The following is an 18,448-nucleotide window of genomic DNA, read 5'->3' on the forward strand; positions in this document are numbered from 1 at the left end:
TCAAAATGATGACCTTATAATAAAAATAAAAACTGGTCTTTCTATTTTGTAAGAAAAAACCAGCTTTTTCTCTATTTAGGAATCGACAGATTTCAAAAATTTATTGATCGACCACTGAGCCGTCAACATGTAGCCTAGTTTGTATTGTTCGTCTAGAATAAGGAAATCTGTTTTCTACATCTTCAGCAAGTTCTACACCGATACCTGGAACATCAGGGATAATAATGTAACCGTCCTCGCATTTTAGTGTTTTCTTCACTACGTCAGATTGTCTAAAAGATTTGTCGTTGTCATCGGTCTTAGCGGAAATATAACGTTCTGTTGCTGAAGCTCTATCATCACCGGGATACTCCTGAAGTGCAAAGTTAGGAATACTTGCTGCAATTTGTATACAAGCTGCTGTACTCACTGGACTTAATGGATTATGAGGGACAACCATAGCGTCATGAGCTTCGGCCAATGCTGCTATTTTTTTTGCACCAGTAATTCCTCCACACATACAAACATCTGGTCTTACATAATGCACCGCGTCCCTTCGTAACAGTTGTACAAATTCCTGAGGTGTATGAAATCTTTCTCCAGTAGCAAGAGGTATATTTATTTTCTTTGAAATGTTAACCATTGAATCAAAGTTATCGGGTGTTGTAGGATCCTCAATAAAGAATGGATGATATTTTTCTATCCCTCTTGCGAATGCTATGGCCTCTGCAGGCTTTAATCTCCTATGAATCTCAATGCAAAGATCTACTTCATCACCAACTGCTTCCCTATAGCTTCTAACTCTGTCTATTGCATTTCCAATCTTTTGAGCATACGTTTCGTAATACGGGACACTTCTATCTTCATCTAAGAAGGGGGTTAAATGACCGACAGCTGTATATCCCTTCCTTTTAGCTTCTTTTAAGTTATTAATAATATCTTCTGTTGTCCCGCCACCCACATGGTAATAAACTCTAGCTTTATCACGAGTTTTTCCCCCGAGTAACTGGTAAGTTGGGGTATTGAAATACTTTCCAGCAATATCCCATAGTGCAATATCAATTGCACTTAATGCTCCCATAATTGCTGCTCCACGAAAGTGAAAACTACGGTACATGTATTGCCAATGGTGTTCAATTTTAAGTGGATCTTGTCCAATTAGATATGTCTTAAACGTTTTAACGGCTTCTGCAGAAGCATCTAAAAATCCCCAACTTCCCGATTCACCTAACCCTTTTATCCCTTCATCGGTATGTACCTCTACAAAAAGAAAACGATTTACAGGAATAATCTTTACATCTGTGATTTTCACAAAATATCCTCCTTCAAAAATATAGACTAGTTCCAATAGATTTATAAAAAAGGCCGAAATTCGGCCCTTTTAAATAATTACTTATCTAATCGATATTTTTCAATTACGGCACTGTTAAGTTCTATTCCAAAACCAGGTCCATTTGGTATTTCGTAGTATCCATTTTTAAATTTGTTTCTATTTTCAATGATCTCATAAAATAATGGGTCCCGATCCGGATGAAAAACTTCTAAAAATGTTCCAGTAAGTGTTGAGCCTAGTAAATGTGCTGATATTTGAGGTTCTTCATGATGAGCCATTTCGAATCCTAATGCTTCTGCAGCACCAGCTGCTTGTCTCCAAGCCGTAGGACCACCGCTCCAACTAGCATCAAAATTACATACATCTATTGATCCATTTTTCATTAATTCAATACACCCTGCAGGTGAATCTTCACTTTGACCTGCTGCAACTGGGATACCTGACATTAAACGAATATCTTTCATAGCGTCTTTATCATAATTCCAACGACAGGGCTCTTCGAACCATCTAATATTAAGGTCATTAACACCTTTTGCAAATTTCAATGCGTCATTTCTATCCCATCCTTGGTTTGCATCAACCGCAATGATAAATTCGTCCCCAGCAGCTTCACGAGCAGTCCGAACCCTTTCTATATCAACTTCTGGTGCCCTTCCGCCCACTTTAAATTTGCATGCGGCTACGCCCATTTCTTTATATGAATCTATATCATTAATAATCTTTTCTTTATCTACATTTTTTCCTTCAGTATAATAACCACCTATTAACATTACAGGAAGTTCCTTTTTCGATCCGCCCCATAATTTTACAAGAGGCATACCTAAACTTTTACCTATTGCATCATGAATTGCACTATCTACACAAGCAAGGGCATTTAATGAGATTTTTCGATCTGCCAGTATATTAAAGGTTAATGGATAAAGTTTTTGCCAAATGTGTTTTACTTCAAAAATATTTTCGCCTATGATAAGTGGTGCCATTTCATCTTTAATCATTTTTACAATGAAATGGAGATCATCCATTTCATCACCATTATAAATTTCACCAACTATTCCATCTTCCGTTGTAATTTTTGTGATTACTGTCACCCTATGTGTCATAAAATAATTACTTCCTTTAAATGCTTGTTTTAAAGGCATTTTTATAGGTATTACTTCTACCTTTTCAATTCTTGATTTCAGCCCACCTATTTGAGTATTATTTACCTTTGTTTCCAACATTTTATCTTCCTCCAATTATTCATATAATTATATCGATCGACAGGAATCCCTAATAATAAATTCTGTAGGAATAATAACTTGATCTAATTTTCCATATAATTCAGGTTCTTCTATATATTTAATTAATGTTTGGACAATACTTCGTCCGATGTCTTTAATAGGTCGATGGATCACCGTAAGAGGGGGATCCAGTAACTCCATAATTATTTCATTATCTTCAAAAGTAATTATTGAGATGTCTCTTGGATATTGGAGTTTAGCCTTTCTCATAGCCCTTAATATCCCGTAAAACATTTGATTATTAAGTGAAAGAATGGCAGTGATTTCACCACTCCGAATACTTGGCAGTAATTCCGTTAATATTTTTTCACCTGATTCACTTGTTAATTTTCCGTATTTAATTAAATCCTTATTTGGAACCTTGTTATTTGCGTGATAAGCATCAATATAAGCTCTTGCCCCTTCTCGAGTCGGCCTAATATCCTTATTACCTCCAACCAATGCTATATTTTTATGTCCGAGCCCTAGTAGATAATCGATAGCATTTTCAACAGAACTATAATAATCAGTTAATACTCCAGCTGGGAGATTAGGCATATCACGATTTATAGTCACAATAGGAATTCCTATAGAAGAAAGAGAATTATTTAATTCCAAATCATCTTCTTTTGGAATAGATAGAATAATACCATCAAATTTTCGCCCTTCTAAAAAAGATAAGATTTTATTACTTATATCATTTTCACCAATATTGCACAGGGAAAGTGTATATTCACATTTTTCTAGTTCAATTTGGGCTTCTTTTGCGATTTGGGCAAAGATGGGATTGGAAATATCAGCAAAGAAAGCGATATTTTTATACCTATTTGTGCGCATGCTTTGTGCAACAGAATTTGGAGTGTAACCTAAGGCCTTAATACTCTCTGAAATTTTCTTTTTCATGCTAGGACTTATATTATTAGCTCCATTAATTGCACGTGAAACCGTGCCTAGGCCAACCCCAGCATGCTTTGCAACATCTTTAATAGTAATTTTTTTCGTCATGCTATTAGTCTCCAAGTTAGTAATTTTTAAATCATAGTAAAACTCATTTGAATTTTCTTATTTATTTACTAGAAATAATGAAATTTCTGGTACGATGACAACGAGCACTAAACAAACGACCATTATTACAAAAAACGGTAAAACTCCCTTAACTACTGTTCCTATCCTTTCCTTAGCTATTCCGCTAACAACGAAAAGATTTAAACCTACTGGAGGAGTTATCATTGCCAGTTCCATATTGATGGTCATAATAATAGCGAAATGAATTAAGTTAATATCAAAGTGAATTAAAACAGGTACTATTATAGGTAAAGTGATTAATATTATAGCTACTGCTTCTAAAAACATTCCAAGAACAAAGAACATTAGATTAATCCCAATTATAAACATCCATTTATTCGCACTATTTGCTGCAATCCATTCAGAGAATGCTTGTGGTATTTGTTCAATTGTAAGGAATGTAGAAAATATTAGAGCTGAAGCAATGATTAAAAAAATCATCGCAGTTGTATTTATTGATTCTTTTACAATCTCTAAGAACTTTTCTTTTGTCATTTCTTTATAAACAAATAATGAAATGATTAATGAATAAAACACAGCTACTATAGATGCTTCTGTTGGTGTAACTGCTCCTGAATATATACCACCAATAATGACAATTGGTAGTAAGAAACCCCAAAGTGCTTTAGATGATTTTTTTAATCTTTCTTCACGGGTTGCCTTTTCTAACCCACCAAGATTATGAATCCGAGCATAAATAATGGAGAAAATTATTAACATAACTCCCATTAATATTCCTGGTATTACACCTGCAATAAAAAGATCACTTATTGATTGCTCAGCAATTGAGCCATAAAGGATCAAGGCTATAGATGGTGGAATTAATATACCAAGAGTTCCTCCAGCAGCAATAAGCCCCATCGCATACTTTTTGCTATAACCTGCTTTAATCATGGCCGGAATCATGATTGATCCCACAGCAGCTGCAGTGGCTGGACTTGATCCAGAGATGGCAGCGAAAATCATACAGGCGAGAATGGCTACGACAGCAATACCGCCTTTTATATGACCCACCCAGGCTTTGAGTGCTTCAATAAGGTGGAAGGATATTCCTCCTTTAGCCATTATCAAACCCGCAAAAATAAACCCGGGAATTGCCATTAGAACAACACTATCTACCGCGGAAAACATATTATGAGGGATAGTCTGCAGATTGTAATTAATAAGTAATAGACCTATAATACTTGAGACTCCAAGACTAATCCCTATTGGAACCCGAATAAGAAGGAGTAATGCAAATGAAGCAAACAAAACTATAACTGCATTATCCTGCAAGAATTGTATTATCATCACGATTCTCCTCTTTACCTTTAAGGTGGTTAATGATTTTTTCTATATACGCTAGTATTAAAAATAATCCCGTTAAAGGCATGATTATAGAAGTTATCCAAAGAGGTAGTCTAGCATCGAGTGAAACTCCTCCGATTTTGTATGCTTCAATTACCATTAGAAAGCCATAGTAAATAAAGAAAATGGAGAACATAATCCCAATCAAATATCCAATTAAATCTAATATGCGTTGAATCTTTTTGGGAAGGATTGAATACAAGAGATCGAGTGCGATATGATTATTATTTTTTAAAGCAGTACTAAATCCAATGAAAATCGCCCAAACCAAAGTGAGAGCAAATATTTCCTCAATCCAATGAACAGGACTGTTAAAAATATAACGCATAATTACTCCATAAAAACTTATGCACATTCCTGTTAGGAATAGTGGGATCATAATAACCCTTTCAATCTTGGCAATTCTATTCATTGACATCACTTCCTCATTTTTTTTATAATTCTTAAAATATCAACGGCTCATTGCATCTTTTACTACTTCCTCACCAAATATAGGCGTGTATTTATCATATATTGGTTGGAATAACTTTCTGAATTTCTCAATATCTGACTGAGAAAATTCGTGAATTTCTATTTCCCCTCTATCCTTCATTTTCTTTAAACCCTCTTCATTTAACCTTTGAACTTCCGCTCTCGCAGTTTTTGTCCCCTCATCAATTCCTTCTTGAACAACCTTTTGGGTTTTTTCATCAAGGCTATCCCAAAACTTAGAGTTTGTTAATAGTACATAATCAACCCGACTAAAATTATTAATAGTAAGAAAATCTTGAACTTCATCGAAATTAGCAGATGCGACACTACTTAGGGTGTTTTCCTGACCATCTATAGTTCCCTGTTGAAGAGCTGTATAAACTTCATTGAATGCAATGGAAACAGTTCCAGCATCCAGTGTTTTGAATACATCGGCAAGGACTTCTCCGCTTGAAGTGCGTATTTTTAATCCCTTATAATCTTCGGGGGAATGAATAGGTCTCTTGTTATTTGTTATGACCCTGAAACCATTAGGCCACATGGTTAGTGCTTTGACCCCTTCTTTCTCAATACTTTTCATAATTTTTTGTCCGTTTTCTCCGTCCCAAAACCCTTCCGCTGCTTCATCAGAGCTAAAAGCTAACGGTAAGGAAGCTAAATCAAATGCCGGTTCATATTTCACCAATTTGGACATATCAGGAAGTATAAATTGAACATTATTTGCAACTAGATTTTCAAATTCATTTTTATCATTGTAAAGTGAACTGTTGGAGTACAGTTTCACTTTAATTTCACCATTAGAAGCCTTCTCTATTTTTTCTTTAAGCGCAAGAGCTCCTACATGTTTAGCAGTATTTTCAGGAGCAACGTGTGAAATAATGATTTCATCCACTGAATAATTTCCACCTTTAGTACCTGCTTGACCACCTCCACATGCAGTGAGTGCGAACAATAAACCAATTGAAAGAATAATGATAAAGAATTTTTGAGATTTCATAATAATACCCCCCATTTTAATTTGGAAACGTTTCCAGTTTTAATAATTTTGATTATAGTTTAAATCAACTTTATTTTCAATAATAAAAATATAAAAATATAAAAAATATACAAAAAATTCAAAATAAAAGGGTTTTTATTAGCAAAAATATAGAGTCAGATTAATTTTGGATTGGGAGAAGTTAAACTACTGCCTTTTTGTTTGAGGTTAAATATAAAGAGAAATCACTAAAAAAATCGATGAAATTGATATAGTTGCTCCATTAATCCTCTTTGAATGCAAAGGTAGCTGCGAGTCATTCGTCTGCAGCGGACATTGCAGCAAACCCACCTGCAATCACCACCGCACCGTGAACTCCCTCCCAACTACAGTCAGGAGATCACTTCCGAATCACTCGCAGCCTTTTCGGAACCTCGTTGATCATCTTTGAATGAAGTTTTACATATCTAATGGCAATGAAAATACTCACCGTGCTCCCGCACCGTGAGTATTCTTTATCTATGAAGTAGGACTAATGACGCTTATTCGAGGAAAGATGCCGCCAAGGTTGAGCTAGCGAAGGGAGAAATTGCGGCAGCAAGTGAATCACAACCTGGAATGCTGATTACTTTATTAATTAACGGATGCTTTATCCAGAAGGGGGAATCAATCAAAAGCAAAAGTTATTTAAGTTAGTTTATGTTTTTCGAAAATATCAATATACTTGGATATTAGGTTTGGAGTCATCGATAGGATATACAATTAATTCCTCTTCTATTATGACGGGATATTTTTAGCAAACGCTTTGGTAACGAAATAGTAAAAAACAAAAGCTAATGCAGTGGAAACAAAGAAGCTGTACTATAGGAAAAAGAAGAATCCGATGGCCGTAGCAACTACATAAACTATCAAAGCTGCAGGGTTATATCCTTTGAAATACTTGTACTTTCCATTTGATTTAAATAGATCATCAAGACTTAACTGTCTCTTTCTAAATAAATAATAATCTACTCCAATGATTGCGAGTGCTGGGGTGTTTTTTCTAAACTGATCTGTTCACAATCATTTTTTAATGACAAAATCCAGTAAATACTCATAATCGACAGGGATTTTATGGACTAAATCAAAAGAATGATTGTCTAGAACTAGTAAGTTACCATGTTTTTCACCATCTGTTTCAAGTAAGTAAATTTCTTGTTTGTTTATGTCTTGATATAATAGCCTATACGAGTTTTCTTTTTTTATATAATCTTTTTCTAGAACAGTGAATGTTGGTTTCTCTTTGAATGACAACAAACCTAACGTGGTTCCTGAGCTCTCATTATATACGCTGTGCAAAGCAGCCTCTTCATTTAGTAAAAGTGTACCGCCGCCTTCAATCTTATAATAGAAACTTTGAGGGGGTATTTCTTTAAAGGGTTCGTATGTTTTATAATCGCCGTCTTTATCTATTACAAAGAGCTTTCCAGAATTGCCAATTATATAAGCTTGGTTCTCTTTTGCATATACGGGATAAAATTCGGTCGATTGTTTATTGAAGTTTGTATATTCAACGGACTCATTTTGTCGATCAATGATCCCGATAAAAGCTTGATCGGCAATTCCTTCATCATTCACCTGTCCATTACCTGCATAGATGATTTTTTCTCCCAGCTGTAATAGCGGAGACCAGTTTGGTGGATAACCATATTCAGTTTCATAACTTTTTTCTCTAGAAAAGTTAGAAATAGACATGTTAAATTGGTTATCTTCATTTGTATTTTGATCCCCTGTTCTATGCGAGACAATGGTTTGGAATAAAACATCCTGACCAAAATGTTTAATATGATCAACACCTACATCATAGTTAAAATAGGTTAAATTAACCTTCTTAAATTTGCGTTGATCTATATCATAAGTATAAAACCAATTATCGATGGCAGCCGCACCGAAAAAAGAAACATACAGCTGGTTGATTTCATTTGGCTTTTGATGAATTTCCATGCGGAAAAATTGGTTATCTCTAATTTCATACTCCTTTTGCACTTCTCCCGTTATGGATACTTCCTTAACTAGTGTAAATGATTGAGAGGTTCTTGGATCGGCTGGATAGAATAATAAATAACGATCTTCTTCTGGACCTTCTATCTTAGGACTAAAATTTTCAATTCCTTTAACAACTATGCGGTTACTATTATCTGTTGATTTATTCCAAGTATAAATAGTAATCATGATTCCAATCAATATTGTTATGATAGCAACAAAAAGTAATTTTCGTTTCATAATTCCTCCAGATACCCTTATTCTTTAATATTAATAGAATAATCTAGAATCTTTTGTTTTTTCTGACCCTTAAACGACCACCTGCTAAAGCAGGTGGCTTTTTTACTGATAATTACTTCTGTTACTCAAGTATGGAGGTCGAATGGGAAGGCTAAAAGCGCTACAGTCTTAATGATGGTGGAGTTGGACCACGGATTTGTAAATTAAATTTTACTAGGTAATGACCTACCCCAATCCTTTATTAAACGCGTATTTGCATCAATTCTAATATCAAATGGAATGACAAGTAAAAATCCACTCCAATGTAAACCTCTAGCACCTCGCAGATCATATCCTGCATCATACCACTGTCTCATCGTTAGCTTAGAGCAATACCAATAATTGTTATTCCAGAGAGCTGTTTTAAGTGAATAGGGTTCACCTCTTTGGTTTAACCCAAATGTAACTGCCTTTTTTCTTTCTGCTGCGGTAGCGTTTGTTCCAAATAGAGTAGTTACTTTATATTGCTTAATGCCAGAAGCGCCTTTCCATAGTTTATCTCTATTCCAATGAAAAACTTTATTTCCAGAACTTGATGTTCTGGATGCTTCAATTACATAATAATCAGTGGTTGACAGCACAGCTGTATGACCTGTAAAAGAAGGCTCGCCAGCAGCATTATCGCTACCTATTCCGTAATACAAAATATCACCATAACGCCAGTAAGTAGTAGCCGAAAGAGAGTTAAACCCGTCCGTACCTTCCGTTAAAACAGATTCGCTAACCTCTTCTTCACCCTGAACTCTATTTGCTTCTAAGTCTAATTCATCTAACTTTTCAACCAGTTCCTCAAATTCGTATTTTTGCACAGACTCATCAAGAGAATTAAAGTATTCTTCTATTTCAACATGTATATTGTTTACTTGATCTAAAAAAGTCTCTTTTTGTTTTTCAATCTCAGCTTGAGTACACTTTTCATAACATTGTACTTTATCCGGACTTGATAAAAGTAAACTATCTATCTCCTGAATCTTAGATTCAATTACACTTAATACCTCTTTATTTACTTCATTACTTTGTGCATTTCCTTTTAGCGGACTCATGATAAGAATACTACTTAACAATATGGCTAATATTGGCTTAAGTTTCATCTCTCTTTCCTCCTAACTTTGTAAACTCATTTTCTACTATTTTACAATCATCTGTATAAAACAAATATGATTAATAAGATTACATCCTCTCCTTTGTATTTTTAAAATCCAAATGAATAAAATACCTTTTTATCCTTATATTTACAAATCGCACTAACGAATCAAATTATATTTTATAAACAATCTTGGGGTAAATAGGGTTTAATTACCGTTTTTTAGGGTGTCGAATGAATCATGTGTACATTACGGACAGCCCCTTTTTCTAGGACGAAAGACAAAAGGACGCTTCCTAGACTGAAGGAATCTGTGAATATATATGAAAAAGGATAGAACATCTAATTTCACACCACCTTATCAAGCAAGCAGTATCATCCTCTATAAAAAAGATAGCTGCGAGTCATTCGTATGCGGCGGTGATTGCAGCACCCCCACCTGCAATCACCACCGCACCGTGAACTCCCCCTCCCAACTACAGTCGGGAGATCACTTCCGAATCACTCGCAGCCCTTTCGGAACCTTGTTGATCTTCTTTGAATTAAGTTTGATTTCTTATAAAGACGAGGAAAATACTCACCGTGCTCCCGCACTGTGATTCTTTTTTATTCATTGTACTTTCATAGAGTTATTGCATTATCAAAGGGATTAAGCCCTTTGTAACAATCTGTTTTCTAAAGTGTGATTAAAGGTATATATGAGGACAGGACTATATTACTGAATGTTCAGTAATGTTTGAAAATGGGAAAATACGGTTATATAATGATCTAAACTACAAGAATCACTTGCTTATAAATCATAGGGATTAAGGAGGGATTTACCCTAAATAGTACGGATCTAGCAAAAAAGATTATAACGAGATTTATAGTTTACTAACTTATAAGGAGGTTCTCTAATGAAAAAAATGTTTGTTTTTCTCGCGGCTGTTTTATTAATATTTTCCGGTTCACTTACATATCAACAAAATGAAGTATCCGCAAACGGTTCAAACGCATTAGATATCCATTTTAACTCGATAGTCGTGGATAGCCATAATGATACGATGATGAAGGTTGTTGATCCAAATACATGGCTGCCAACGACCGATATTAAAAATAATACTCCATTCCATATTGATATACCAAAACTTCATGAGGGAGGGCTAAAAGTTCCGTTCTTTGCTGCTTATACATCAGGCTACTACGGAAATAATGAGCGCAGCATAAGCAGAACCTTAGCTTTAATTAATGCCCTTTATTGGACTGAAGAAAGAAATTCAGATATTTTCAGTATCACCCCTTCTCTAAAGGAAATTGAGAAAGCTGTTCACAATGGAAAAATCGCTGCTGTACCAACTATTGAAGGAGCATATTCCTTAGAAGAACATAATGCGATTGGCTTACTCCATCAATATTACGACCTTGGGGTAAGAGCAGTTGGATTCACCTGGAACTATTCAAATGCCTTAGGAGAAGGAGCAAACAGAGTATATGGGGATCCGAATAGAACCCCTTCTCAAGGCGGGTTGACAGAACTGGGTAAAAAAGTTGCAGAAGAAATGAATAGACTCGGAATGATTATTGACGTCTCACATATGTCTGAAAATACCTTTTGGGATGTTATTAAGGTTTCTAAAGCTCCGATTATTGCGAGTCACTCTGCCGTCCATTCATTAAGAAATCATCAACGAAACTTAACAGATGACCAGCTTAAGGCATTAGCTAAAAATGGTGGGGTAGTAGGCATTGTTTTTTATCCTGAATTTTTGACCTATGAATATCCTAATAAACCAAACCATATAAAGGATTATGTAGATCATATTGATTATGCTGTTAAATTGATTGGCATCGATCATGTAGCGCTTGGCTCTGATTTTGATGGAGGGCCACTTCCATCAGATATAAAAGATTCTTCGGAATTGTATAAGGTAACAGAGGAATTAGTTAAAAGAGGTTATTCAAAACAAGATCTTGAGAAATTATTAGGAAAGAATACATTACGTGTGTTAAAAGAAGTAGAAAAGGCAGCAGCACATAACCCCGACAAAGTTGGCCAAAAGCTTTCTGTTATCCCAGCAATCAAAATGGGTGAAGTAATTCAAAGCAATACACCTCTTTTGAAAGCTACTATTGTACGCGATAAAGGATCTAAATTAGATGAGGCCAGTATCCGTATGATAGTGGATGGTATTGAATATAAGCCAACTTTTGATAAAGAAAATTCAACTCTATCCTTCCAGGTGAAAGAACCATTAAAAGAAAAGTTCCATGTTGTTACGTTCGAAGTAGCAAATAATGCAGGTAAAATCACCAGGGAAACTAGAATTTTCTATGTTAATCAATAATTCTTGAGGTTTTATTTTAAAAAAAGATTGGGGAACACGTGCAGATGCATTGTGTTCTTTTTTTTGATTGAATCAGGTATCAATCCTTCATACTGATAAGCGTAAAATAATCCCCCACTATTTTGAGATCAGCAAATAAGTGCAAAATTTCACAAAATGTTCAAATAGTTAAGGATTAAAACATGTAAATAGGTGTAACATATAAGTATAGAATATTCTGACTAAATAAAAATAAAGGATGTATAGAAAATGCGTAAAACATTAAAAGAGCTTATTGAAGAAAACAAACAGGAACTATTAAATGACAAAAAGGCTTTAGAGAAAATTGAAAAACGGATAGAGTCACGACACGAATTAAAAAAGCTAGCTTAGATCTTTTAGATTACCTTTACAGGTTAAATACATTTTATAATAGCGGCTGCGATCCATTCGACTGAATGAATGCAGCCCTTTTCGCCCTCTTGTTGATCATTTACAACTACAACCTCCTGAAGAAATCCCCACAAACAAAAAACACGCTTTTTTCAGCGTGTTCAAGAATTCTTATCCTTATCTTTAAATTGTAGAACGGCGATAACCAACATCCCAAAGCTAATCATCAACGACAACGCTTCAAACGTCTCCATCCATACATCGCCTCCTTACCTTCAGCCTTCCCAGATCCCAACTTGTCCTATACAAGCGAAAATTATTTGGTTATTTCTACCTAATATCAATATAGATAGGCGAGGTAACTGGATCTTTTCTGCGGGGATATGCATGGACTTGTGATAGCTTTTGTGGGACTCAATAAATAAAGAAATCCCTATCAATGGTCAGAGTGATAATCTTTATCCAACCCTTTATGAAGCACAAGGATCGTTCCATCGAAAGGCGCTTTCCTTACAAATTCCTTCATGAACTCCTTCGCCTTCGTCTCTTCACTCCCTTTTAAATCACCATGCTTTGAACTGCCAAAAACAAGCGCAGCTGACATCAATAAAACAATAAAACTGATAAATCCAATCCCAATCATTTTCATTACTTTTTTCATATTCTAGCCTCCACTTCAATTGTTTCACATTTATGTGTTAGCTTTATTATGAAAAAATAAAGTCATATATTTAAGTGAAGAAAAGTCATTATCTGGGGTATATTTGTCATTTTTTTATGCTAAAAAGTAAATATTCAACTGCTTAAAAGTTTTATGGAGTCATGCATGGATAAAATTGTTTTTTGCTATCATTGCTTGCCTTTTACATTATGGATTTGAAATCGAATCTGTCGTTCAAGGAATATTAGTAACTGGGGCTACAGTGATATCTAGAGATTTAATACACAATACCATTTACGGAATTCACGCACAGAAAAGCGGCATGAAGTGGGATCCTAATAAAGGAGTATTTATTCCAAAAGAAGAGAAAAAGGAGAATGATAGTAAAAAAACTACTGGTTAACCCTTACAATCTAAGTAAATTTACTTAAAGATTATTAGGACAATGTATATTCATCCTTCTTACTAATAAATTTTAAAGACAAAGTTTATTAAAGGGGGAATGGATATGACCATGCCTGAACACTCACCAGATCATTACACTCAAATTAATCCAGTGATGTTCGTTACACGCTCATTAGATGAAATTCGTTTTTGGTCGAGGATCATGAAGGAGCATTCACTATTTCTCAGATTAGGGTTCAGATGTGAGGATACACAATTAATTGCGGAGGCAAATCAGTTTTATCATATTTTTGAACAGATCGAACAGCAATCTCATGCTTTTACAAATCAAACGACTCCTGATCAAATAAGAAGGTTTAATACCCAAGTCATGCAGGCTGCAACGAATATTTTTGCCTTTAAGCGGAAGGTGTTAGGATTAGTACTTTCTTGCAAATTACCAGGGGCAAATAATTTTCCCCTTTTAATTGATCACACAAGCAGGGAAGCCAATTATTTTCGAAAACGATTAATTGAATTAAATGAAGGGAAATTGAAAGCACTGCCTGATGCAATCATTAAGGAGAATGTTTTCTTCTTGAGGATCATGGCTGATCATGCCCAATTCATCGGACATCTTCTCGATCCGTCAGAAAGAAAGCTAGTTGATTTGGCCCGAAATTTCAGCAATGATTTTGATCAATTAGTTTTTCAAGCAAGAGATTTAGAATCTATGAAGCCGCAGTCTCAGACTGTTCCTCTTCTAGATCAATTCCTTGATCAGAATCGTGTGTCTGTTGCTTCACTGAAGGACTTTAAGAAAACGGCAAGAGATTTAATTGAGGAATGTAAAATAAAAAGTATTATCCACCCATTATTAGCAGATCATGTCTTCCGCGAAGCTGAAAGATTCCTAGAAATTATCGATATGTTTGAGGCACATCTCACAGGAGAAAAGCCACGAACTATTTAATAAATGATATGAGGGGCAATCTTCATAGAAAAAGTCTAACGGACTCAGCTTTCTATTTGCTAATCCGTTAGACTATTTTTATCGTTTAATGATTTTTGAGTTGGTCCTGTAACAGAGTTTGGTTCAACATGGACATGTACCGTATAGACACCATGTTCCTGTATGAGTACGTTCTCGACAATGGTTGAAATATCATGAGCTTCCTGTAGGTGTAATTTTGAATTAACGAGGATTACGATATCGACAACCGTATTATTCCCGTAATTTCTAGCTCTAATTTCTTTTATTCCTTTTACCCCAAAGGTATTTAGAATTGTTGTTTTATAGTCCTCTAATAATTTTTCATCAAAGCCGTCTGTCAAATGATGTGAGGCTTCTCGGAAAATCTCCCAAGCTGTTTTACAAATAAGAATACCCACTATCATGGCTGCAAGTGGGTCAAGCCATGGTATATGAAATTGGGACCCGATTATCCCAACTGCCGCTCCAATACTTACCCAGGCATCGGATAAATTATCCTTAGCAGCAGCCATAACAGATTGACTATTAATTTTATTAGCAAGCTTAAGATTATATCGATAAACACCAAACATGACCACAGCGCAAAAAATTCCTGTCCACGCTGCAATTAAATCTGGCGCTTTCTTTTCCATATCGAAGAAAGAGTGAGCAGCCCCATACAGCACTTGAATCCCAACTGACACCATAATAAAGGAAGCTACTAATGTTGCCACACCTTCCGCCTTCCAATGCCCATATGGGTGGTCATCGTCAGGAGGCTTTCGGGAAAGCTTCAATCCAATGAGGACAGCCGTTGAAGCAATAATATCCGTCACATTATTCAATCCATCTGCCTTTAGAGCTTCAGAGTTGGTCGCAGCTGCAATAATCAGCTTTAGCAAAGATAAAATAATATAAGCACTGATACTAACTATAACTCCACGTTCACCCATCTTTAGTTGTTCGTATCTTAGTTTCTCCATGGCTACTCCCCTTCTCTTATCCCTCCCATATCTTATCAACTGTTCTGTATGTGGGTCTAGAGCAACGATTTTTCATCATTATATAAAAATAACGAATGGGCAAAAAAGTTGAGCTAGGGAAAATCTAGATACATTTGCCCCAAATGAACAAAAAAAAGCTAATCACATGGTTCCGATTAGCTTTTTGTTCTTTATAGATTATTTAAGAATTCTTTTACTTGCTCTGGCGTTTTTGCATTAGCACTATGCAAATGAGCAAGCTTTTCGCCATTTTTAAAAACTAATAAAGATGGGATTCCCATTACTGATTGTTCCTCAGAAATTTCCGGGAATTCATCTCGATCAATAGTAAACCATTTCTTATCGGGATTCTCCTCTATGATATCGTTAATAAACATATCTAATCGTTTGCAATCAGGGCACCAAGTAGTTGTAAAAATGCCCACAGAAAGCTCATCATTTGTTATTTGCTCACGATATTCTTGCTGCGATTTTACTTGTTTCATTTTTTTCCCTCCTACATTTCCCATTAAAGTCAAAAAGGGAAGGGATTGATTATAATCCCCTCCCATTTATTGATTCTTATCGAATCGTTTTTAATGCACCGCTCCAAGCGTTTACTTGGTCAAGCATGTCATTAACATTATTGAGGTGTAATTCAGCTGGTTTGAATTCAGACATATTTTCAAAATCAGTAAATAATGACAATGTTGGATGTGTACGAACATCAGCAATCAATAATTCTCCCATGATGCCGCGTAAATGTTCTGCTGCACGAGCTCCACCAGTTGAACCATAGCTTACAATACCTGCTGCTTTATTGTTCCATGCTTCACGTGCAAAATCAAGTGCATTTTTTAATGCTCCAGTAATACTGTGATTGTATTCTTGAACGATGAATACGAATCCATCTAAGTTAGCAAGCTTTTCATTCCATGCTGCGATTCCAGGTTCTGTACCATCTGTTGTTCCTAAGAATGGCAGATTAAAGTCTGCAATATCTACGATTTCATAATTTGCATCTCCACGTTTGTCTGCAATTCCTTTTACCCATTCTCCAACCTGCGGGCTTACACGTCCTTGACGTGTGCTTCCTAAAATAATTCCGATGTTTAATTTAGTCATTGTATTTTCCTCCTTCTGATCTGTTCCACCAAATAGTCTGTTTAAAAAACCCATTTTCCTGCACCACCTATATTATTATGTCGTTTTTAAAAAAGTTTATTAAAGCATCAACCCCTTTAAATTGGCATTGTGCTCTGCCTTTTTGTTCCTTATTTTCGCTATCAGTTTATTGTGAGGTTCAAGCTTTATTATTACCGTGATCCACTTAAAAAATTATTGTTATTGCAGTACTTTTACTAGTTTTTCAAATATAAATTCAACTTATTCATCTACCTTTCAAGAATCTCAACCTTGAGATATTAAGGCGAAAAATTAGTTCCATCTTATAAATTGAATTTTGATCAAGTTCGAATATTTTCGAAATAACCCTTAATTCATATATCTTTAAATCATTTATCTTGAATACGAGATAATGATAATATATTCATTTTTGATTGTCAACAGATTAAAAATATTTTTTTCGAATTAATTCATTAAACTTCATACGGCTGGTAACCTATTTACTATCTTTATGATTAGTCATTTGGACAATCACCTTGATTTTATATATAAGTTACTTTATGTAAGTAATTATATTTTTGTATGTAAATTGTGTCAAGTAATTTGATTATCTGCTGTCTTAAATTATACTGCATTTTTAGGGGTGATAGCGGTTAAACTAAAAAAGCCGATTGTAATGGATGGCTACAATCAGCTTTTTTTTCAAATTCAAATTTAAGAACGTCTATTAAGCTAATAAAAATCCTTGCTTTAATGGATCTCTCGGATCTACGACAAATTGATGGAACCCGGTAATATACGCCTGCCCGGATACTTTAGAAACAACTGCGTCATAATCCGCAACTTTAGTGAGCGATAATATTTCGCCAATAAATTGGCCATCGGTAATGCACTCATGGACAAAGCTTTCTCCCTCTTTTAGACGGCCTTGCTCTACGAGTGTTGCAGCTCTGGCAGAGGTTCCACTTCCACATGGTGAACGGTCAACTTGTTCATCAGCAAAAATGGTCACATTCCGAAGGTCTGACCCTTCTTTTTTTGGCTCGTCTGAAAAAATAACTCCATAGATTCCCTTTAATCCAGGCTCAAGCGGATGTTTCACTTCCATTTGGCTTTCGATGTAATGTTTGATTTTCCCGCCCCATGTTTGGAGAGCCGCTACATCTTTAAAGTTTACTTTCAAATCCATTTCTTTACTATCAACAACAGCGTAAAAAGCGCCTCCATAAGCAATATCAACATTAAATTCATAGCCGTCAATTTTCACTGGAACATCCTTCTTATAAACAAATGAAGGGACATTTTCAAATGAAACGGATTCTACTTGATTTCCATTATATTTTGCATAAGCGACTACTTCGCCTGCTGGGCTATCAATAATAAATTTTTCTTTTCCGCCTGATAGATCAAACATGCCTGTCTCAATGCCGAGCGTCATCACAGCGATAACCCCATGACCGCACATCGTACTCCATCCTTCATTATGCATAAACAGCACCCCGAAATCAGCATGCGGACTTGCTGGAGGAGTAATGATGCACCCATACATTCCATGATGGCCACGTGGTTCGTACATTAATACTTCTCGTAAGTGATCTAAATGCTCCATGCAATAGGCACGTCTTTCTAACTGGGTATCACCTTTTATTTCTGGAAATCCGCCAGTAATAACACGTAACGGTTCTCCTGCAACATGCAAATCAACGGTTGTAAACATTTTGCTGAAGTTCATGGAATTACCTCCAATTTAAATAGTTTTATTAGATCGAGTATTATTGGAACTTAAATCATAATAATCCTTTTCAGATTCT

At 35.3% G+C, this 18,448-nt stretch carries 19 protein-coding genes; 4 read left to right on the forward strand and 15 right to left on the reverse strand.

The window, feature by feature from the left end:
- Positions 1-100: 100 nt before the first annotated feature.
- From dgoD to V7122_RS10235, 9 genes are all read right to left on the reverse strand, one after another.
- Complete coding sequence (dgoD, locus tag V7122_RS10200) at positions 101-1,291, reverse strand: galactonate dehydratase (RefSeq protein WP_335526547.1); 1,191 nt, start codon at positions 1,289-1,291, stop codon at positions 101-103.
- Positions 1,292-1,368: 77 nt separating this feature from the next.
- Positions 1,369-2,532 carry a mandelate racemase/muconate lactonizing enzyme family protein gene (locus tag V7122_RS10205; RefSeq protein ID WP_335526549.1) on the reverse strand — a complete coding sequence of 388 codons (1,164 nt, stop codon included), beginning with the start codon at positions 2,530-2,532 and terminating at the stop codon, positions 1,369-1,371.
- A gap of 27 nt (positions 2,533-2,559) precedes the next feature.
- Positions 2,560-3,576, reverse strand: a complete 1,017-nt coding sequence (locus V7122_RS10210; RefSeq protein ID WP_335526552.1) for a LacI family DNA-binding transcriptional regulator — start codon at positions 3,574-3,576, stop codon at positions 2,560-2,562.
- Between the two features lie 57 nt (positions 3,577-3,633).
- The gene (locus V7122_RS10215) at positions 3,634-4,926 is read right to left on the reverse strand and encodes a TRAP transporter large permease (RefSeq protein WP_335526554.1); all 1,293 of its coding nucleotides are present in this window, start codon (positions 4,924-4,926) and stop codon (positions 3,634-3,636) included.
- Positions 4,901-5,395: a TRAP transporter small permease gene (locus tag V7122_RS10220; protein ID WP_335526556.1), complete on the reverse strand. Its 495-nt coding sequence runs from the start codon at positions 5,393-5,395 to the stop codon at positions 4,901-4,903. Before V7122_RS10220 ends, V7122_RS10215 begins: the two co-directional genes overlap by 26 nt.
- Before the next feature lie 39 nt (positions 5,396-5,434).
- Positions 5,435-6,451, reverse strand: coding sequence for a TRAP transporter substrate-binding protein (locus V7122_RS10225; protein ID WP_335526559.1), 1,017 nt, complete (start codon positions 6,449-6,451; stop codon positions 5,435-5,437).
- A gap of 840 nt (positions 6,452-7,291) precedes the next feature.
- Positions 7,292-7,450, reverse strand: a complete 159-nt coding sequence (locus V7122_RS25730; protein ID WP_438824778.1) for a cytosine permease — start codon at positions 7,448-7,450, stop codon at positions 7,292-7,294.
- 42 nt (positions 7,451-7,492) lie between these two features.
- Entirely contained in the window at positions 7,493-8,692 is a 1,200-nt protein-coding gene (locus tag V7122_RS10230) for a hypothetical protein (RefSeq protein ID WP_335526561.1), read from the reverse strand.
- A gap of 203 nt (positions 8,693-8,895) precedes the next feature.
- Complete coding sequence (locus V7122_RS10235; RefSeq protein ID WP_335526563.1) at positions 8,896-9,822, reverse strand: YiiX/YebB-like N1pC/P60 family cysteine hydrolase; 927 nt, start codon at positions 9,820-9,822, stop codon at positions 8,896-8,898.
- Between the two features lie 889 nt (positions 9,823-10,711).
- On the opposite strand from V7122_RS10235, the gene V7122_RS10240 reads away from it, so the two are divergent.
- Together V7122_RS10240 and V7122_RS10245 are read left to right on the forward strand one after the other, a co-directional pair.
- Entirely contained in the window at positions 10,712-12,139 is a 1,428-nt protein-coding gene (locus V7122_RS10240) for a dipeptidase (RefSeq protein WP_335526565.1), read from the forward strand.
- Positions 12,140-12,388: 249 nt separating this feature from the next.
- A complete protein-coding gene (locus tag V7122_RS10245; protein WP_335526566.1) occupies positions 12,389-12,511 on the forward strand; it encodes an FbpB family small basic protein in 123 nt (40 codons plus the stop codon).
- A gap of 161 nt (positions 12,512-12,672) precedes the next feature.
- Here the strand turns inward: V7122_RS10245 and V7122_RS10250 are convergent, their stop codons facing one another.
- Positions 12,673-12,765, reverse strand: a complete 93-nt coding sequence (locus tag V7122_RS10250) for a putative holin-like toxin (protein ID WP_335354603.1) — start codon at positions 12,763-12,765, stop codon at positions 12,673-12,675.
- Positions 12,766-12,947: 182 nt separating this feature from the next.
- Complete coding sequence (locus V7122_RS10255) at positions 12,948-13,172, reverse strand: hypothetical protein (RefSeq protein WP_335526568.1); 225 nt, start codon at positions 13,170-13,172, stop codon at positions 12,948-12,950.
- A gap of 175 nt (positions 13,173-13,347) precedes the next feature.
- On the opposite strand from V7122_RS10255, the gene V7122_RS10260 reads away from it, so the two are divergent.
- Positions 13,348-13,575 (forward strand): hypothetical protein, encoded by a 228-nt coding sequence (locus tag V7122_RS10260; protein WP_335526570.1) that lies wholly within the window; start codon positions 13,348-13,350, stop codon positions 13,573-13,575.
- A gap of 99 nt (positions 13,576-13,674) precedes the next feature.
- Complete coding sequence (locus tag V7122_RS10265) at positions 13,675-14,529, forward strand: DUF2935 domain-containing protein (RefSeq protein ID WP_438824741.1); 855 nt, start codon at positions 13,675-13,677, stop codon at positions 14,527-14,529.
- 59 nt (positions 14,530-14,588) lie between these two features.
- Here V7122_RS10265 and V7122_RS10270 read toward each other — a convergent pair whose 3' ends face one another.
- From V7122_RS10270 to V7122_RS10285, 4 genes are all read right to left on the reverse strand, one after another.
- The gene (locus tag V7122_RS10270; RefSeq protein ID WP_335344771.1) at positions 14,589-15,512 is read right to left on the reverse strand and encodes a cation diffusion facilitator family transporter; all 924 of its coding nucleotides are present in this window, start codon (positions 15,510-15,512) and stop codon (positions 14,589-14,591) included.
- A 191-nt stretch (positions 15,513-15,703) separates the two neighbouring features.
- The gene (locus V7122_RS10275) at positions 15,704-16,018 is read right to left on the reverse strand and encodes a thioredoxin family protein (RefSeq protein WP_335344772.1); all 315 of its coding nucleotides are present in this window, start codon (positions 16,016-16,018) and stop codon (positions 15,704-15,706) included.
- A 76-nt stretch (positions 16,019-16,094) separates the two neighbouring features.
- The gene (locus V7122_RS10280) at positions 16,095-16,691 is read right to left on the reverse strand and encodes an NADPH-dependent FMN reductase (RefSeq protein ID WP_335344773.1); all 597 of its coding nucleotides are present in this window, start codon (positions 16,689-16,691) and stop codon (positions 16,095-16,097) included.
- 673 nt (positions 16,692-17,364) lie between these two features.
- Positions 17,365-18,369 (reverse strand): proline racemase family protein, encoded by a 1,005-nt coding sequence (locus V7122_RS10285; protein WP_335526573.1) that lies wholly within the window; start codon positions 18,367-18,369, stop codon positions 17,365-17,367.
- Positions 18,370-18,448: the final 79 nt, after the last annotated feature.

This window comes from Bacillus sp. JJ1532 (genome assembly GCF_036965085.1).
Lineage (GTDB): Bacteria > Bacillota > Bacilli > Bacillales > Cytobacillaceae > Cytobacillus.

Excerpts from the sequence above, each read along its gene's own strand:
- V7122_RS10280 (WP_335344773.1), bottom strand. The coding sequence starts at position 16,691 with ATGGGTTTTTTAAACAGACTATTTGGTGGAACAGATCAGAAGGAGGAA.
- V7122_RS10205 (WP_335526549.1), bottom strand. The coding sequence starts at position 2,532 with ATGTTGGAAACAAAGGTAAATAATACTCAAATAGGTGGGCTGAAATCA.
- V7122_RS10220 (WP_335526556.1), bottom strand. The coding sequence starts at position 5,395 with ATGAATAGAATTGCCAAGATTGAAAGGGTTATTATGATCCCACTATTC.
- V7122_RS10210 (WP_335526552.1), bottom strand. The coding sequence starts at position 3,576 with ATGACGAAAAAAATTACTATTAAAGATGTTGCAAAGCATGCTGGGGTT.
- V7122_RS10215 (WP_335526554.1), bottom strand. The coding sequence starts at position 4,926 with ATGATAATACAATTCTTGCAGGATAATGCAGTTATAGTTTTGTTTGCT.
- V7122_RS10225 (WP_335526559.1), bottom strand. The coding sequence starts at position 6,451 with ATGAAATCTCAAAAATTCTTTATCATTATTCTTTCAATTGGTTTATTG.
- V7122_RS10275 (WP_335344772.1), bottom strand. The coding sequence starts at position 16,018 with ATGAAACAAGTAAAATCGCAGCAAGAATATCGTGAGCAAATAACAAAT.
- V7122_RS10235 (WP_335526563.1), bottom strand. The coding sequence starts at position 9,822 with ATGAAACTTAAGCCAATATTAGCCATATTGTTAAGTAGTATTCTTATC.
- V7122_RS10240 (WP_335526565.1), top strand. The coding sequence starts at position 10,712 with ATGAAAAAAATGTTTGTTTTTCTCGCGGCTGTTTTATTAATATTTTCC.
- V7122_RS10255 (WP_335526568.1), bottom strand. The coding sequence starts at position 13,172 with ATGAAAAAAGTAATGAAAATGATTGGGATTGGATTTATCAGTTTTATT.
- V7122_RS10285 (WP_335526573.1), bottom strand. The coding sequence starts at position 18,369 with ATGAACTTCAGCAAAATGTTTACAACCGTTGATTTGCATGTTGCAGGA.
- V7122_RS10230 (WP_335526561.1), bottom strand. The coding sequence starts at position 8,692 with ATGAAACGAAAATTACTTTTTGTTGCTATCATAACAATATTGATTGGA.
- V7122_RS10265 (WP_438824741.1), top strand. The coding sequence starts at position 13,675 with ATGGATATGACCATGCCTGAACACTCACCAGATCATTACACTCAAATT.
- V7122_RS10270 (WP_335344771.1), bottom strand. The coding sequence starts at position 15,512 with ATGGAGAAACTAAGATACGAACAACTAAAGATGGGTGAACGTGGAGTT.
- V7122_RS10245 (WP_335526566.1), top strand. The coding sequence starts at position 12,389 with ATGCGTAAAACATTAAAAGAGCTTATTGAAGAAAACAAACAGGAACTA.
- V7122_RS10250 (WP_335354603.1), bottom strand. The coding sequence starts at position 12,765 with ATGGAGACGTTTGAAGCGTTGTCGTTGATGATTAGCTTTGGGATGTTG.